We start from the raw sequence: 16,756 nt of genomic DNA, 5'->3' as shown, positions 1-16,756 counted from the left end.
CTGTGTTATTTCAAAACGACGAGAAAGGCCACGTCATTATTGGCGAAGCGGCACTAAGCCTTGCCCTGGGTGAAAAAGAAATCAGTATCGCAACACTCTTTACCCAACTGGGTTATATGGCGAAATCTGAAAGCAACGCGGATCGGCTGACGAAAATCGCCGAAGCCAGAAGCTGGCTGAGTAGTTTTGAGTCACCGGCGATTGCTCAACAGCAGGTGCCGTACCTGCAGACGCTTGCAAGCCTGAACGAAGAGCTGAACTAGCAGTAACGGAACTGATGCCAATGGACGTAGTCCGGCTCCGGCCGGAAAACGACGAAGCGGACGACCTCATCGGTTGCGCGAAAGCGTATACCGGCCGGAGAGATTGTCAGGGACGACACTTCCTCCAGTCATCCTGTGGAACAGGGGGCATGGCTCTCCGGCCGCCTCTCTTATGTTTTGCCTTCTTCACAGACATTCTGTCATAAATGTGTTCACCAAAAATCCTGAGAAACCAAAGGTTATCTCAGCGTGGCCGATTCTGAAAAGTTAAACACTGCTTCATCGGTTACCAGAAAACGTGAGCCTGGTCGCTATAAACAGGCGATGAACCTCCTTGTCCGCGGAATTATGCATCACGGCTGAGTGGGTGCTGTTCTCAGAAGGCGTATGCAGTAACCTGACGTAGACAGCGGGCCTGAACAGCCTGCGCAGAGTCTGATACTGTAAGACCTGCACCAGAGTAATGATGTTGTTGACTGGCAATGATCAGCGACAGATCCGTTTACCGGGGGCTGGCAAATTCCGTTTCCCCCCTAAGTCAGGGTGATAATCTGCGCTTCACGATTCGCCAGTGCAGAGAACGCTGTTTCACTCTCTTGCGTCGTGCACAATACCCATTGCCGGTAAGCGGCGATCACCTCCGCTCCTGACTTTTTGCCCGATCTCTCCCCCGCGGACTCACTGGCGCCGCCGAGGAAGAGATTAGCGCTGGAGAGGGCAGTTGCACTGTCCGGCAAGCCACTCAGGGAAGACATAGAATACTCGTCACTGATGACCACACCGACGCGAGTGCCTGACGCCACGAGCTGGCGTTCCACCACGATGATATCGGGTCACCGCCTGCCTGATTGCGCTGCTGCTGTTGTGGCTGCGTGGCAAGTGAACGTCATGTGGTGACAGCTTATAAACGAGCGGAAGAGGTAATGCCTGCAGAGGTACTGAAAACGGGGAGCGTAAAAGGCTCCCCTTGTCATCGCCCTGCTGTCAATTATAAAGCGCAGCTTTTCCCACCGAGGAGAACAACTGCATTTTGTGCGTCACGACCGTTTTTACCGCTTCCATTGGCCTGATATAGAGGACATTGGGTTCGTGGCTTCCTGAATTCAGCCCCGCTTCCAGGGCAACAAAAAACGCCTTCTTAATGTCGCTGGAGATGTTGATCTTGGCGACGCCATACAGGATAGACTCTGCAACTTCAGTATCCTTGTTACCTGAACCCCCATGTAAGACTAACGGGATTGAGATTAACTGCCTGATGGCTTTCAGCCGTTCAATATCCAGCTGGGGTTGTTTTCCTGGTGGGTACAACCCGTGCGAGGTACCAATCGCGATGGCCAGCGAATCGACGCCCGTTTCGTTAACAAACTGCAGCGCCTGTTGGGGATCGGTGTAAAGAATCTCTGCATGTCCCCCTTCACCACTCCCTTCTGCAATGCCGATGGTGCCCAGTTCGGCCTCAACGGAAATGCCGGCAGCATGTGCAATTTCCGTTATGCGGCGGGTAACGGCGATATTATCAGCCAGTGAAAGGGCGGATGCATCGATCATCACAGACGTGTAACCGGTCTGAATGGCGCGCATCACCTGCGCCAGGGTTTGCCCATGATCCAAATGGATAACCACCGGCACCGTAGCTCTTAAGGCAAGCTCACGGAGATAGCCGATGAATGCGTCACCAATGAAGGCGTGCTCATCAGGGTGGACTTCCAGAATCACCGGCGAACGGAGCGCTTCCGCGACATCAATGACAACCCGGGCGAATTCTGCCGACGCGATATTAAATGCACCCACACCAAACTGATGTTTCTGTGCAACGGCCAGGACCTCTTTCATATTCATCAACATCATTAAATCTCCTGTGCTGTTTCAGTAGTGTCTTTCTTAATAAAACGAAGAATAAAGGCGGTCAGCAGGGCGCCGGCAGCGATGGCGACCAGGTAGCCCAGAATATTGGTGATAACATTAGGAATGAACATCACAAATATGCCGCCGTGTGGCGCTCTGGATGCGCATCCCCATGCCATTGAGAGCGCGCCTGCCAGGCCGGATCCCGCAACAATCGCCGGGATAACACGCAGTGGATCGGTGACGGCGTAGGGAATCGCACCTTCAGTAATAAATGAGAATCCCAGCACATAGGTGACTTTGCCGGTATCGCGCTCCAGTGCGGTAAATTTGCGTTTAAACAGAGTGGTGGCGAGCGCGATACCCAATGGCGGCACCATACCGGCTGCCATACAGGCGGCAATCGGCTCATAAATACCGGTCGACATCAGACCGATGGCAAACATACAGACGGTTTTATTTAGCGGCCCACCCATATCGAAAGCCACCATCATCCCAATCAACAAACCCATAATGGCGGCATGGGTGTTACCCAGATTTTCAAGAAATGATGTGAGGGTATCGAGCAGCAGCTTAATCGGCGCGCCGACCACCAGCAGCATCAGCGTGCCGGTGATCAGAACGCTGAGCAGCGGGACAATCAGGATAGGCTTCAGACCGGCAACGGCTTTGGGAAGGTTGACATAGCGGATGATGAGCAACGTGGTATACCCCGCCAGGAATCCCGCCAGCAGAGCGCCTAAAAAGCCCGACTCTGTCTGGATAGCCAGCATCCCGCCAACGGCTCCAGCGACCATTCCCATGTTGCCACTGATCGATTTACTGATCCCCAGCGCCAGAATGGGTAACATCAGGGCAAACGCCGCCCCGCCGCCAATATCAGACAGCATCTTCGCAACAGGGTTAAAATCAGGATCGCCGGGTGTCGCCGCCGTTATCCCGAAAGAGAAACTGAGAGCAATTAAAATTCCGCCCGCCACGACAAACGGAATCATTAAATTAACGCCTGTGATGAGGTGGACATAAATCTGAGAAAACGGTGATTTTTCCGTATTGATGACAGGTTGCGCCTCTTCCGGACTGACATCGCGATGAAGTGTCGGTTTTAATGCTCCGGAAAGGATGTCATCAAGTAATCCTGCAGTATCCCTGACGGCGCGTGACACAGAAACCTGAATGATGTTCTTATTATGAAAGCGCGAGAGGTCGATAACTTTATCAGCAGCAATCAAAACCACATCGGCTTCCAGAATGTCTTTATCGGTGAATGTATATTCACTTTCAGTAGCACCCTGTGTTTCAACCCGTAAATCAATTCCTTTCTTACTGGCATTCTTTTTAAGCATGGCTTCCGCCAGGTAAGTATGCGCAACGCCTGTCGGGCAGGCGGTAATTGCAATTATTTTCATAATGCTTTCCTTATAAAGAAACTATTCGCAACTGCTTATAATTAAACAGAAAAGAGGCGGAAACATTGCGTTCTGACCCGCGAGTACATGTCGGGACGTCATGTCATTGTCATGCCGATAGATAAAAATCCAGACAACGCGTTTTTATTGGTCACTGTGTTATTTTAAAAAGGTGACTGATAAGGGATGTGATACTTATTAAAGAAGATTCCTATGTCAGGCGATGTCGGTATTATATGGGCATATTTGTCAATAAACGTACCTTTGAGCAAATTAAAAAACAGAACAATAGTGATTTTGGAGGAAAATATTATCAGGCTGATCGTGCTGTTAATTTATTGACGATATCTATTCACAGGAAAATCCAAAAGATAAATGAATCCCAAACGGAAACCATTTATTCAGCGTCAGAAAGAATAGCGGAGGGGGAGGCGTACCGGATGATGACGTTGCGCCTTCATAGCAGGGGGGAATATTGGTATTAAGATGTCATTGCGGAAAGGCGTATGCCGCTGGCGAACCAGATGCAGGGATTAACGGAGTGATGAGACGTGAATGACACCAATCTGCGTGGCTCGGGGTGGGGCCAGCAGAGAATTAAGACGGCTGAAAGTTGAGCCCGAATAGCAAGTCGTCAGCCCATCCGGGCTTATTATTGCGTTTGCGTTCAGAGGTGTCAGGGCGCGATATCACCGACGGAAATCAGACGCAGTTTCACGGGCGTTGATTGAGCAAAGCTGGATAACAACGACATTACTGATTATCAGTGCGGGAGGCTTTCGGGCCGGGGTTCCGTTAGCCGGCCGAAGAGCGTGACGCCCGATGACCGCAAATCGGCCGTAACTGAAACGACAGCGCACAGCGTGGATCCGCAGGCAAGGCAGCCAGCCTTATACATGTAAGGCTGGCTGCTCGCAGCATGATTACGGCAGCATTAAAACAGCGGGTGACGATTAAAAGCTTTCCCAGCTTGAGTCTGCGGATGCATTAACGGGCGCAGCGGGTACTAAACGCGGTGACAGGGCAGGTGCGCCCCGGCTGACGCTGTTTTGTCCGGGAGAGAGACGGAATACGGCCACTGTTTTTTCCAGTTCGTCTGCCTGAGATTCCAGTGAGCTGGCTGCGGCGGAGGACTCTTCAACCAGTGCGGCGTTCTGTTGCGTCGTGGTATCCATCTCGGCCATTGCCGTGGCGATCTGCGAAATGCCGCGGTTTTGCTCGTCAGATGCGGCAGCAATTTCACCCATAATGTCTTTAACCTGACTGACAGAGCGGACGATGTCATCCATGGTGGTACCAGCGCGTTCAACAAACTCAGAACCATCATGAACCCGATCAAGTGACTCACGTATCAGCGTTTCAATCTCTTTGGCGGCCAGTGAACTGCGCTGGGCCAGATTTCTGACTTCACCGGCAACCACCGCAAATCCGCGACCCTGCTCTCCGGCTCGTGCCGCTTCGACTGCGGCGTTAAGGGCCAGAATATTGGTCTGGAAGGAGATGCTGTTGATGACGTGAATGATCTCGCCGATTTTGCCCGAACTCTGGCTGATGTTGTTCATGGTTTCGATAACGTCACGGATAATCTCGCCACCGCGTCCGGCATTAACCGACGCGTCTGTCGCCAGCTGACTCGCATGGTGAGCGTTCTCCGCATTCTGTTTCACCGTTGAAGAGAGCTCTTCCATGCTGGCAGCGGTCTGAACCACTGCGGCAGACTGCTGTTCTGTGCGGGATGAAAGATCGGTATTACCTGCCGCGATTTCCGCCGAGGCACGCGCCACGCTGCTGACGCCATCACGCACGTTGGTGATGATGTTCTGCAGGCTGATGTTCATTGCATCTACCGCCTGCATCAGCTGACCTAACTCGTCACCACGTGTGGTTTTCAGTGAGGTTGTTAAATCACCCGCGGCAATACGTTGCGCAGCGTTCAGAGTCTCTTTCAATGGCAGCGTAATGTTGCGGGTGATCCGCCAGGCAATCAGCAGACTCAGAACCACACAAATCAGCGCGGCAAAAGCAATGCGCCACTCCGCCTGTTTGATAAATTCAGAGGAGAGCTGGGACTGATAGGCAAAGGTATCAGAGACCGCCGCATTGAGCCGCTCTGCGGTGGTGGTCAGGCCCGCCGATTCGCTCTTTTCTTTCTCTGTCGCATCGACATAGCGCGTCAAAGCCTGGCGTTGCTGCGCCAGAGTGCTGAGCACATTTCGCGTTACCTCATTAATATTCGGCTGGGCGAAAATATCCAGTTGCTCGCTCAGGGTGTTGATAGCGGTGTATTCTTCAAGAACCCCATCTCTGCTAGCCTCAGACGGCTTATCGAGAAACGCTTTTTCAACATTGGCCGCATCAAACAGCGCTGCGGCCAGGTGCATGACCGGCAGCGCCGCATCGGGTGTCAGAGCCATATCGAGTGATTCAAACTGATGAGCAAGCGCAATCAGGGCACCCGGTTTAATGGCATCAAAGGCGTCGCTTGTCGCCTGCGCAGCAGTCACGAATGTCTGCCGCTGATTCTGATAATCGTTAAGTAACTGCCCCATCAGCGCGACTTTCTGCTGGCCCATCTCATCCCATTTAAATCCATCCAGCCGTTTATAAAGTGCATCTAACTCCTTCAGGGCCTGAACGTTCTGCGTGGCAAATTTGGGATCTTTGGTGTACTGATAGAGGGTGCGGTTAAGGCGTGCCTTGCTTAACGTGTTTACCATCTCCACGGTAATCGTGCGCCGGGCGGAGTTGTCTTTAATACTGCGAAAACAATCGAAAGCGATAAAAGTAATGGCGAGGGAGGCAGCAATGACGACGATAAAACCGACGCCCAGTTTTTCCCAATTTTAATATCGGAGATGCGTTGAGCAAGGCCCATAAGGTTCACCTTTAGTGAGATATCAGAAGCAGAAAAGAGGCTGTGAAATAATTCAAAGATGATCTTCCTATCGTCAGCGCCAGACGAAGCTTTAATATTATTTATAGTTGCTCAATGATCTGATTAATGAGGCTTTCATTATTTTCAATGGAAACTATCTGCCTGCTAATCTTTAATTTACTTCGAGTAATGTATTGATAATTATAATTAAAATTATGGTTCCCGTGCCGACTGCAGCCTTTACATTACCTGAATAAATAGTTATTGATTTTGATCAAATAAGTCCCGTAAAAAAGCGTCAGTCAGGCGCAGAGGGATGATTTTCCAATAAATACTTATCAATGAAATTATATTTTCATTAATCATCAGAGCCTGGCTGTGCCAATTAATTAACCGCAGTATGACGTTTTCTCGCCTCGCCAATCCTTACCAAACTGTTCATCTCTTCGGTCACAGGATGCCAGCGCCTGTTCAACAGGCTGGCAAGGCGCGCCATTGCCATATTCCAGCAAAATATTCCCGGTTTTAGCATTTGTGATCGTCGCCGGTCTTCACTGAGAATGACAACAGAACGTTACGAGGATGATAAAAGCTCTGGAGCCCGCCGCTTATCTGGCTTTCTTTCAGCGCTGACAACAGGTCACGATCGCTTTTCCCTCTGGGGGAACATTTTAAATATCAGGAGAAAGGTTCCGGTGAAATTGATAAAAAGAATGACCCTTTTCACACTCGTGCTCAACGCATCCGTCAGCTTTGCGGCAGAACCCTCAGTGCCTGCTGACAGCAGCATACATGTCAAAGCCGATCCGGCGCTGAAAACGCTGATTCCTGCGGATATCCTCAAGCGTGGCTACATTGTGGCAGGAACAAACCCGAATACGCCGCCAACTACCTTTTATAAAGAAGATAATAAGACGCTGGCCGGTCGCGAAATCGACATCATGAATGCGGTGGGTGAACGTCTGGGTATCGCGGTAGAGTGGCGCGACACGGGCGGCTTCGACAACATCATTCCCGGTCTGAAAACCGGACGTTACGATGTGGCGCTGTCGAACATCAACGCCACACCGACCCGCCTGAAACAGATCGACTTTGTCGGCTACTACAACGCCAGCCTGCTGGGAATTATTTCCCGAAAAGACGCCAGTATCGCCCCGTTTAAATCACTCAGTGACGTTTGCGGCAAAGAGGTCGGCGCCGGTTCCGGTACCACCCAGGTTACGCGGCTGGAAGAAGCCAGTAAAGACTGTGAGGCCGCAGGTAAACAGCCCATCAAGGTAGCGATATTCCCGGATCGTCCGGCTGGCGTGCAGGCGGTGGTCAGCGGTCGCGTACCGCTGTTCCTGGGTCCCTATGAGGGGCTGCTGTGGCAGGTTAAGGTAATCAAACCGCTGACCATGAGCGGCGAAATCACCGTTAACGATGCACCGGTCTCTGTCGCTTTCCCAAAAGCCTCTCCACTTGAACCTGCCGTGCAGGCCGCGCTGAACTCATTAATCAAAGATGGCAGCTACCGGAAAATCCTCGATAACTGGGGAATCGGATTTGGTGCTGTGACCGAAGCCCGACGCAACGAAGAGATTTTTAAATGAGTGAGATTCAGAACCACACTGACGATCTGAAAATCGTCAGTAAACGCTACTACGGACGCTGGCTGAGTGCGCTGGTGGTGCTGTTGTGCGTGGTGGCGATGGCACATTCGATGATTAACAATCCGCGCTTTGAGTGGGGGATCATCGCAGACAACTTCACTGCGCCCTCCATTCTGCAGGGGGTGTTAATGACGCTGCAGCTCACCGCCATTTCAGTGGTGCTGGGCTTTGCCTTCGGCACGGTGCTGGCGCTGATGCGTCTCTCATCAAACCCGGTTCTGGTTGCGGTGAGCTGGGCCTACACCTGGTTTTTCCGTGGCGTGCCGATGCTGGTGCAGCTGTTTCTCTGGTACAACATCGCGGCGCTCTATCCCAGAATAGCGCTGTCGATTCCCGGTTTAGGTGAGATCTGGAGTGCACAGTCCAACGCGCTGGTTAGCCCGTTTAGTGCGGCAGTGATCGCGCTGGTCATGCATCAGTCCGCCTATGCCGCAGAAATTGTGCGCGCGGGTATCCAGAGCGTGGGTAATGGGCAGATTGAAGCGGCACGCGCGCTTGGATATCGCCCGGCTCAGATTTTCCGTCATACCGTTTTACCGCAGGCGATGCGCGCCATTATGCCGCCAGCGGGTAACGAGATCATTGGCCAGTTGAAAACCACGGCAGTGGTGTCAGTGATTTCTCTGCAGGATGTGCTGTTTTCGGCGCAGATTATCTATCAGCGCACCTATGAAGTGATCCCGCTGCTGCTGGTCGCCACCCTGTGGTATCTGCTGATGACCTCAGTGCTGTCGGTGGGCCAGTATTACGTGGAGCGTTATTTTGGCCGCGGTGTCACGCGGCGTGAAAAGCGCAGCCTCTGGCCGTCGTTGCCGCGCTTTTCGCTGCCGAAAACCCAAAGGAGTGTGAGCAATGGCTGAAGCAATTGCACTGCGCAGGGTCACCAAGCGCTTCTCTGGCGTAACCATCCTCGACGACGTTAACCTGGATATACCTGCCGGGTCGGTCACGGTGATTCTGGGGCCATCCGGCTCCGGTAAATCCACGCTGCTGCGCTGCATTAATCACCTTGAGAAGCTGGATGGTGGCACCATCCGTATCGGCGGCCAGATGGTGGGATACCGACAAAAAGGCCAGGCGCTGCACGAACTCAACAGCAGTGCCATTGCACGCCAGCGGGCGGAAATCGGCATGGTGTTTCAGCAATTTAACCTGTTCCCGCACCGTACAGTGTTGCAGAACATCACGGATGCGCCGATGCGGGTGAAAAAGCAGAGTCGCCATCAGGCGACCAGCAAAGCACTGGCGCTGCTGAAACAGGTGGGGCTGTCTGGTCGCGAAGATGAGTGGCCGCAAAACCTTTCCGGTGGTCAGCAGCAGCGCGTTGCGATTGCCCGCGCACTGGCGATGGATCCTGGCGTTATGCTGTTTGATGAACCGACCTCGGCGCTTGACCCGGAACTGGTGGGTGAAGTGCTGCAGGTCATTAAACAGCTGGCGCATTCCGGTATCACCATGGTGGTTGTCACCCATGAAATCGGATTTGCCCGCGAGGTCGCCGATAACATCGTCTTTATGGAGAGCGGCAAAATTGTGGCGGCTGGCCCGACGCAGCAGGTACTCGACGATCCGGACAACGGACGCGTCAGAAACTTTATCGCAACGGTGCTCTGAGCACCGTTTCTTTTGTGATAGCCAGGAAGCAGGATGACGCAAAAACCGGTAATGCACAGCGCCCACTGGGGCGCTTTTCACGCTGAGCGCAGCGGCGATCAACTGCTTATTGAGCCGTTCGGGGTCGATCCCGACCCCAGTCCGCTGTTGCAAAACTTCCGTCATGCACTTAATCACCCGGCACGCGTCGCACGGCCGATGATACGGCGTGGCTGGCTGGAAAACGGGCCTGGCCCGGATCGGCGTCGTGGGGCAGATGAATATGTCGCGGTTAGCTGGGAGGAAGCCAGTCATCGGGTTGCACTGGAGCTTAAGCGGGTCGGTGAGGCTTACGGCCCGGCGGGGATTTTTGGCGGATCTTACGGATGGTCAAGCGCAGGCCGTTTCCATCACGCCCAAAGTCAGGTGCACCGTTTCCTGAACACCACACTGGGCGGCTATGTTCGCTCAGTTAACAGCTACAGCTCCGGCGCGGCATCAGTTTTGCTGCCGCATATTGTGGGCGACATGAATGAAGTCGCCCGGCGTGGCGTGAGCTGGGAAGAGATTGCCGGTCACAGCGAGGTGGTGCTGGCGTTTGGCGGGCTGGCGCTGAAAAATGCCCAGGTGGCCAGCGGCGGCCTGAGTGAGCATACCGAGCGCGGTTTTATGCAGCGTGCGGCACAGCGCGGCACCCGTTTTATCTCGGTAAGCCCACTGAAAAGCGATTTGCCAGAGGAAGCACAGGGTGAGTGGCTGGCGCTGCGACCCGGAACGGATGCGGCGTTTATACTCGGCCTGCTGGCGGTATTAATCACCGAAGGGTTAACCGATGAGGCATTTCTGGCGCGCTACTGTGTCGGCTGGCCTCAGATGGTGGCCTACATCCGGGGTGAAGAGGATGGCGTGGTGCGTGACGCGCCGTGGGCGGCCGCGATCTGTGGCGTCAGCAGCGACCTGATCAGGCAGTTCGCCCGACAGCTGCACGGCAAGCGCGTACTGGTGACGGTCGCCCATGCCTTACAACGCGCCGAGCATGGCGAACAACCGGTGTGGCTTGGCCTGGTGCTGGCGGCGGCACTCGGACAGCCCGGGCTGCCCGGCGGCGGCTATACCTATGCACTGGGTGCGCTGGGCCATTATGGCAAACATCACAATCTGGTCAGCTTTCCGTCCCTGCCGCAGGGCAAAAATGGCATCGACCGCTTTATTCCGGTAGCCCGTATTGCCGATATGCTGCTCAATCCTGGCACCAGGTTTGACTACAATGGCCGTCAGCTTACTTATCCTCATATCCGGCTGGCTTACTGGGCGGGTGGCAATCCGTTTCACCACCATCAGGATCTGGCCCGACTGCGTCAGGCGTTCTGCCAACTGGATACGTTCATCGTGCATGAGAGCGTCTGGACCGCCAGTGCGCGTCATGCTGATATTGTCCTGCCCGCCACCATGACCCTGGAGCGTGAGGATATCGGCGGTGCGCCGACCGATCGCCATTTAATCGCCATGCAGCCAGTGGCACAGCCTTACGCCGAAGCCAGGGACGATTACACGATTTTCCGTGAGCTGGCCCGGCAACTTGGCCGGGAAGAAGCGTTTAGCGAAGGGCGCGATGCGCGTGGCTGGTTGCAGCATCTTTACCATCAGTTTCAGGAAAAACTGGCGGCGCATCAGGTGCAGACACCGGATTTCAATCAGTTCTGGCAGCAGGGCATTCTGGCGTTGCCGCAGGTGAAGGATGGTGGACGGATGATCAATGCGTTTCGCGCTGACCCTGACGCCGCACCGCTGCCCACAGCAGGCGGCAAAATTGAGATCTTCTCCGCCACTATCGCCAGCTTTGGTTATGACAACTGTCCCGGCCATCCGGTATGGCGTGAACCGCAGCAAAAACCCAGCGCCGACTACCCATTCTGGCTGATTGCCAATCAGCCCGCGACGCGTCTGCACAGTCAGCTCGATTTTGGTGATTTCAGTCAGAGTGGCAAGCGTGGCGGGCGTGAAGTCTGCAGCCTCAACAGCGAGGATGCGGCAGCCCGGGCTATCGCGGATGGCGACATCATTGAGCTTTATAACGATCGGGGCCATGTGCTCGCCAGCGCACGTCTCACCGACACGGTTATGCCTGGCGTGGTACAGCTGCCAACCGGTGCCTGGTACGATCCGGTCGACGCCACTGCCGCCCGTCCGCTTTGTCGTCACGGTAATCCCAATGTGCTGACGCTGGATATCGGGACGTCATCTCTGGCGCAGGGATGTAGCGGGCAGATTACGGTGGTACAGGTGCGTAAATTTGCCGGGGAAGTCACGCCGGTGCAGGCCTTTATTCCCCCGTTATGAGTCGGTTACAGGGCGCTCAGCACTGCGCGCCCCAGCGCCTGCAAATCTGCCGTTGAACGCAGCTCACTGGCTGCCAGCAGATCGGGCGACGACGCCTTCAGCGCCAGCTGCAGTTTCCTGTTTACATCCACACTCTCTGCCAGTGACTGCTGGCGCGTGCGGCGCTGATGCAGCTTTGTGCTATCACTCAGCGTCAGCGTGACGTCATGGAAGCGCAGGGCGGGATTGATCGCATCGGGTGGCGCGCTGTTAACAGGAGTACGACGGACGCGGGCGGCCAGCGGCATAATCTGATGATTAAGATCGCCTTCGGCGAAATCCTGCAAACGCAGATCGCCGTAGATCAGCATCGCAGCAATCACATATTCCAGGCTGAAACGCGCTTCAATGCCGTGCGTCGGAACTGATATGGAAGCGGCGATGTCACCGCCTGGCGGGAAGGCGACGGTGATATCGACAATCTGGCTCAGCAGCGCATCAAGAGGTTTGCCGGCTGCCAGCCACTGCTGGCGCAGCATTTGTGCCGCTTCCGCTGCGCTGTGGGTGCCCGCGCAGGTTGGGAAAGGTTTGAACTCCAGTCCGGGCGCGCTAATCCGCCAGGGGCGGCCCCAGTTTTCCAGCAATTTCTCCGGCTGCGCCTGACCCGAACTGCTGGCTGCCAGAAAAGCCTCAATCACACCCGCCTGACGGCCATCTATTCCGGCCAGTGTCAGCAGAGCCGCTGACACCGCACGTTCTGCGGCAAAACCAGCGTGCAGTGGTTTCACCGCCGAACCAAACTGCGCGCGTAGCCCACTGGCCTGTGTGGCAGCGATCCCCAGCAGGGTCGCGGTTGCATCACCTTCCAGCGCCAGCAAACGCGCCAGTGCCGCCGCCGCTGCCAGGGTGCCCAGCGTTGCCGTGTTGTGATAGCCCAGCGCGTAATGTTGCTGGCTGACAGCCAGTCCCAGACGACCAGCCATTTCCACACCCGTGACGTAAGCATCCAGAAAACGGTTCAGGCGCTTTGGCTGATATTGCTGCCAGGCGAGCAGGGCGGGCAGGATCACTACGCTGGGGTGACCGCGAAAATCGGCATGAAAATCATCGTAGTCCAGCGCATGTCCGGCATAGCCCAGCAGCAGCGCCTGCGAGCGCACGCTGCCGTCGCGGTAGATTGTGCGCAGTGCCGGTAAGCCGCTATCTGGCACCTTGCCCTGTAACACCGGCCAGCTCACCGCCAGGAAGTCCCGCACACCTTCACGCGCGTGCTGGTGCGCTGACTCATCCGGCTGACTATAAAGGATATGTTCAGCCAGCATTGCGCTCAGGTTCATTGCGGTCGCTCCGGAAAATGGTGTAGTTCGTGGCGAAACGCGATCGGCTGTTCGCCCAGTGATGCGGGATTATCGCTGCTCATAGCGGGTTTCCTTCTGCTGCTGTCTGGCGGCTCAGCCAGGCATCATGTGCCGCCGGGTCCAGTACTTTTTTCATATAGAGGGTGATGTGACCTTTACCGAGATCGCGGGTATGCATCGGCTGGAAGCCACGTTTCAGATACATCTCTTTCAGCCAGGGGTGATGGGTGGCGGTGCCCAGCGAGACCGCAGGGGCATGCAACTGATCGATCAGGATTTCCTGCTCTAACCGATCCTGAACCTGGCGACCAAAATGGTGGCCGGGATAGTCGGGATGCGCGCCAAACCAGCCGATATGCGGCAGCCCAAACGGGCCGGGCAGCGGCCCCCAGGGATAGCGAACGGTCACTGATGAAACCATCTGGTTACGCATGTAGAGCGCATACACACCATGATTCTGCAGATGGCGTAATGCTGTAGCGCGGTCAGCCGTGGCGGCATCAAATTTAATGCCCAGTGCTTTAACGGGTGCATAGGCGGCATGCATCAGTGCCAGATAAACATCTACCTCATCTTCTCTGACCTGACGAAAATCGAGTTGCATAATATTTCCCGGAAAACTGCCAGGCAGGCAGTTAATTCATTCAGCCAGAATGAGAGATTAACAGTAAAAGCCGGGTCGCTATGTGTGAAAAATAACTAACCTAATGCGGATTTGTGAATATGAAATGGCCGGTTTTTGATTGCTTAAATTGTTATTTGTCGTAGTATTCAGAAAAGAAATTAAATTCCATGAGACACTATTAACTCATTGTAATAAAAGTCTTTTTCTATTTTATATAATCAGGATGCTGCTGTGTTAGCCATTACATCTCCGCGAGCCTATGCGCATGAGGCGGGCCTGCGCATCCGCGCCGGTCAGTTTATTAAACCCTATGCCACCCATATTCGTATTTTTACCTCTCCTCAGGCGTGGCAGGCGATTAATCCGGAATTAAGCCAGAGTCTTGAAGAAAATGGCATCCGCTGGCAGCTCGACTATTTAGAGGGCGAATGTACCGAACAGGCCATCGCCAGCTTAAAACATCATATCGCACAGCAGGGCGCAGAACTGCTGCTGGCGATTGGGGGCGGACGCGTACTGGATGCGGCTAAAGCCGCTGCCAGCCAGTTGCCGACGGTCACGCTGGTTAACTTTGCGACCCAGGCGGCAACCTGCGCGGCCTGGTCACCGATTGCCATCATCTATAACGAGCAAGGCGGCCATCTGCGCAGCCAGCCGCTGGGGAAAATGCCGGAGCTGGTGCTGGTGGACAGTGAAGTAATCGCCCGGAGCGACGTGCGCTACCTGAAAGCGGGTATTGTGGATGCGCTGGCCAAATATTATGAATTCCGGCCTTACCAGCAGCACAACCCTGATGATCTGGCTTTGGATCTTAAGGTGATGACCGCGCGGCAGGCGCTTGACACTTTCCGGCAGCAGGGAGACGCCGCGATCCTGGCCTGCCAGCAGCAGCGGGTCACGCCTGAACTGGTCAGAGTCATTGATGCCACTATCGTGCTCGCCGGACTGGCGAACAGTGTGCGCGACCTGCTGCCGACGCCGGGCTTTGCGCACGCCATTCACAATCGACTGACGCACCTGCCGGAGCTGCATCACTGGCTGCACGGTGAGAAAGTCGGCTTCAGCCTGCTGGTGCAGTCGCTGATGGAAAATGACGGCGTCGCTGATGCGGAACTCCTTGCGCTGCTGCGACACTACGATATGCCGCTGAAGCTGCCGGTGTTACGCGGCGATCGCCATAGCGCGCTGCGCAACATCGCGCAGCAGATTAAATTCCCCCAGGCCTGCGCAGAACGGCTGCCGTTTAGCGTCTCCGCCCGCGCGCTGGAGCAGGCGCTGCTGGCGACGGACACCCTTTTTTAAGCGCGCGCTGCGGCGCGCCTTTACACCTTACAGACCAGGAATCGTTCATGAATCATTTCACTCCATCACGTCGCCTGCGGCTCGGCCTGTTTGTTCAACCGGTGGGTCAGCACGTGAGCGGCTGGCGTCTGACGGAACAGCTGGGCGATCCCACTGATATCGACTGGCTGATCACGCTGGCTAAAAAAGCCGAAGCGGGTAAGTTCGACCTGTTCTTTGTGGGTGATGCACTGGCAACCAGCATGTATCGTCTGCCGTCGACCATGGCACGCCTTGAACCGCTGACGATGCTGGCGGCGCTGGCGGTCAACACCAGACGTATTGGCCTGGCCGCAACCGCCTCTACCACCTTCAGCGATCCCTTTACACTGGCGCGCAGTTTCTCGTCACTGGATCACATCAGCCGTGGCCGGGCCGCGTGGAACGTCGTGACCTCGTTTTCCACTGACGTTGCACGTAACTTCAGCCGCAGCGATATGCCCGACCACGCTTCCCGCTATGCCCGTGCGCGGGAGTTCCTTGAGGTGGCAGACAAATTGTGGCAGGGCTGGGAAGCGGGGGCAGTACAGCCCGACAAAGCGACCGGGGACTATTTTGTTGATGAGAAGATCAAGCCGATCAACCATCAGGGCGAGCATTTTCAGGTACAAGGCCCCCTGAACATCACGCGTTCGCCGCAGGGACGTCCGGTGATTATCGAAGCAGGTTCTTCTGCTGATGGTCAGAAGCTGGCGGCTGAGACAGCGGAAGTGATCTTTACCGCCTCCGCCAGTCTGGAGGAAGCGCAAGCGTTCTATCGCACTCAAAAGGAGCAGGTCATTACCGCCGGGCGTAACCCGGATCATGTCGTGATCATGCCCGGTGTCATGCCGATTATTGGCCGCACGCGTGAGGAGGCGAAGGCGCTGTGGAAAAAGCTGAATACGCTGGTGGATATTGAGAACGGGCTTCGTCAGCTCTCACTGCGGTTCAGTATGGATCTCAGCCAATATCCACTGGATGGCCCGGTACCGGAGGTTCCGCTGGGCGAAGGTAATCAGAGCCGCGTTAAGCTGATGACCGATATGGCAAAGCGCGAGAATCTGACGCTGCGTGAGCTGGCCGCCGTCGCCGCCGGTTCACGCGGACACCGCGTGATTGTCGGTACCGCTGAAGATATCGCCGACGACTTCCAGCAGTGGCTGGAGCAGGGCGGGGCGGACGGCTTTAACATTATGCCAGCCATTATGCCGGAACAGCTGGATCTGTTTGTGGAGCTGGTGATCCCTGAACTGCGCCGTCGCGGACTGTTTCGCGATGAGTATGAGTTTGCCACGCTGCGGGAGAATCTGGGGCTTGAAGTGATAACCGAAGAGAGTTAACAGCCACGGTCATCACGGGAAGTATTAACGCACTACCGCACGCAGTTTGCCGGAAAAGGAGATGCGGTTAATTCAGCAGGGAGGCTGGAATCTGTATTGTGTCGAACTATTTTCCAAAAGCGTTCTGCAAACCCATTTATACCCGATATAGTGC

The 16,756-nt window shown here is 55.1% G+C and carries 12 protein-coding genes and 1 pseudogene; 7 read left to right on the top strand and 6 right to left on the bottom strand.

The features are described 5' to 3' along the window. Positions 1-2 precede the first annotated feature (2 nt). Positions 3-263, top strand: a complete 261-nt coding sequence (locus tag AFL22_RS01730) for a hypothetical protein (protein WP_010247965.1) — start codon at positions 3-5, stop codon at positions 261-263. A 533-nt stretch (positions 264-796) separates the two neighbouring features. On the opposite strand, the gene AFL22_RS01725 is transcribed toward AFL22_RS01730, so the two are convergent. From AFL22_RS01725 to AFL22_RS24620, 4 genes and pseudogenes are all read right to left on the bottom strand, one after another. Next, complete coding sequence (locus tag AFL22_RS01725) at positions 797-1,018, bottom strand: hypothetical protein (protein ID WP_155740519.1); 222 nt, start codon at positions 1,016-1,018, stop codon at positions 797-799. Positions 1,019-1,247: 229 nt separating this feature from the next. Next, positions 1,248-2,108, bottom strand: a complete 861-nt coding sequence (locus AFL22_RS01720) for a ketose-bisphosphate aldolase (RefSeq protein ID WP_052270696.1) — start codon at positions 2,106-2,108, stop codon at positions 1,248-1,250. A 2-nt stretch (positions 2,109-2,110) separates the two neighbouring features. Beyond that, entirely contained in the window at positions 2,111-3,517 is a 1,407-nt protein-coding gene (locus AFL22_RS01715) for a fructose-specific PTS transporter subunit EIIC (protein ID WP_052270646.1), read from the bottom strand. 953 nt (positions 3,518-4,470) lie between these two features. Further along, positions 4,471-6,392: pseudogene (locus AFL22_RS24620) on the bottom strand (methyl-accepting chemotaxis protein). A 713-nt stretch (positions 6,393-7,105) separates the two neighbouring features. Here AFL22_RS24620 and AFL22_RS01700 point away from each other — a divergent pair. Genes AFL22_RS01700 through AFL22_RS01685 form a run of 4 tightly spaced genes read left to right on the top strand, consistent with a single transcriptional unit; the run spans position 7,106 to position 11,977 of the window. Beyond that, the gene (locus tag AFL22_RS01700; protein WP_154210390.1) at positions 7,106-7,984 is read left to right on the top strand and encodes an ABC transporter substrate-binding protein; all 879 of its coding nucleotides are present in this window, start codon (positions 7,106-7,108) and stop codon (positions 7,982-7,984) included. After that, a complete protein-coding gene (locus tag AFL22_RS01695; RefSeq protein ID WP_033767719.1) occupies positions 7,981-8,904 on the top strand; it encodes an amino acid ABC transporter permease in 924 nt (307 codons plus the stop codon). The genes AFL22_RS01700 and AFL22_RS01695 overlap by 4 nt, the downstream gene beginning before the upstream one ends. Then, entirely contained in the window at positions 8,897-9,658 is a 762-nt protein-coding gene (locus tag AFL22_RS01690) for an amino acid ABC transporter ATP-binding protein (RefSeq protein WP_010670928.1), read from the top strand. Before AFL22_RS01695 ends, AFL22_RS01690 begins: the two co-directional genes overlap by 8 nt. A 33-nt stretch (positions 9,659-9,691) precedes the next feature. Continuing rightward, positions 9,692-11,977, top strand: a complete 2,286-nt coding sequence (locus AFL22_RS01685; RefSeq protein ID WP_052270643.1) for a molybdopterin-dependent oxidoreductase — start codon at positions 9,692-9,694, stop codon at positions 11,975-11,977. Between the two features lie 5 nt (positions 11,978-11,982). Here AFL22_RS01685 and AFL22_RS01680 read toward each other — a convergent pair whose 3' ends face one another. Together AFL22_RS01680 and AFL22_RS01675 are read right to left on the bottom strand one after the other, a co-directional pair. Then, positions 11,983-13,293, bottom strand: a complete 1,311-nt coding sequence (locus AFL22_RS01680; RefSeq protein WP_052270642.1) for an MmgE/PrpD family protein — start codon at positions 13,291-13,293, stop codon at positions 11,983-11,985. A gap of 79 nt (positions 13,294-13,372) precedes the next feature. Beyond that, positions 13,373-13,918 carry an N-acetyltransferase gene (locus AFL22_RS01675; protein ID WP_022624974.1) on the bottom strand — a complete coding sequence of 182 codons (546 nt, stop codon included), beginning with the start codon at positions 13,916-13,918 and terminating at the stop codon, positions 13,373-13,375. Positions 13,919-14,170: 252 nt separating this feature from the next. Between AFL22_RS01675 and AFL22_RS01670 the strand changes: the two genes are divergently transcribed. Both AFL22_RS01670 and AFL22_RS01665 read left to right on the top strand, forming a co-directional pair. Beyond that, the gene (locus AFL22_RS01670; RefSeq protein WP_052270641.1) at positions 14,171-15,241 is read left to right on the top strand and encodes an iron-containing alcohol dehydrogenase family protein; all 1,071 of its coding nucleotides are present in this window, start codon (positions 14,171-14,173) and stop codon (positions 15,239-15,241) included. 47 nt (positions 15,242-15,288) lie between these two features. After that, positions 15,289-16,602 carry an LLM class flavin-dependent oxidoreductase gene (locus AFL22_RS01665; RefSeq protein ID WP_052270640.1) on the top strand — a complete coding sequence of 438 codons (1,314 nt, stop codon included), beginning with the start codon at positions 15,289-15,291 and terminating at the stop codon, positions 16,600-16,602. The last annotated feature ends 154 nt before the right edge of the window (positions 16,603-16,756 follow it).

It is taken from the genome of Pantoea sp. CFSAN033090, assembly GCF_001264395.1.
Classification (GTDB): Bacteria; Pseudomonadota; Gammaproteobacteria; order Enterobacterales; family Enterobacteriaceae; genus Pantoea; species Pantoea agglomerans.
The sequence above is the reverse complement of the archived record's forward strand: the minus strand, read 5'-3'. Positions and strand labels throughout refer to the sequence as shown.

Coding starts and splice junctions, on each gene's coding strand:
- AFL22_RS01720 (WP_052270696.1), bottom strand. CDS start 2,108: ATGTTGATGAATATGAAAGAGGTCCTGGCCGTTGCACAGAAACATCAG.
- AFL22_RS01665 (WP_052270640.1), top strand. CDS start 15,289: ATGAATCATTTCACTCCATCACGTCGCCTGCGGCTCGGCCTGTTTGTT.
- AFL22_RS01695 (WP_033767719.1), top strand. CDS start 7,981: ATGAGTGAGATTCAGAACCACACTGACGATCTGAAAATCGTCAGTAAA.
- AFL22_RS01680 (WP_052270642.1), bottom strand. CDS start 13,293: ATGAACCTGAGCGCAATGCTGGCTGAACATATCCTTTATAGTCAGCCG.
- AFL22_RS01725 (WP_155740519.1), bottom strand. CDS start 1,018: ATGTCTTCCCTGAGTGGCTTGCCGGACAGTGCAACTGCCCTCTCCAGC.
- AFL22_RS01715 (WP_052270646.1), bottom strand. CDS start 3,517: ATGAAAATAATTGCAATTACCGCCTGCCCGACAGGCGTTGCGCATACT.
- AFL22_RS01685 (WP_052270643.1), top strand. CDS start 9,692: ATGACGCAAAAACCGGTAATGCACAGCGCCCACTGGGGCGCTTTTCAC.
- AFL22_RS01675 (WP_022624974.1), bottom strand. CDS start 13,918: ATGCAACTCGATTTTCGTCAGGTCAGAGAAGATGAGGTAGATGTTTAT.
- AFL22_RS01700 (WP_154210390.1), top strand. CDS start 7,106: ATGACCCTTTTCACACTCGTGCTCAACGCATCCGTCAGCTTTGCGGCA.
- AFL22_RS01690 (WP_010670928.1), top strand. CDS start 8,897: ATGGCTGAAGCAATTGCACTGCGCAGGGTCACCAAGCGCTTCTCTGGC.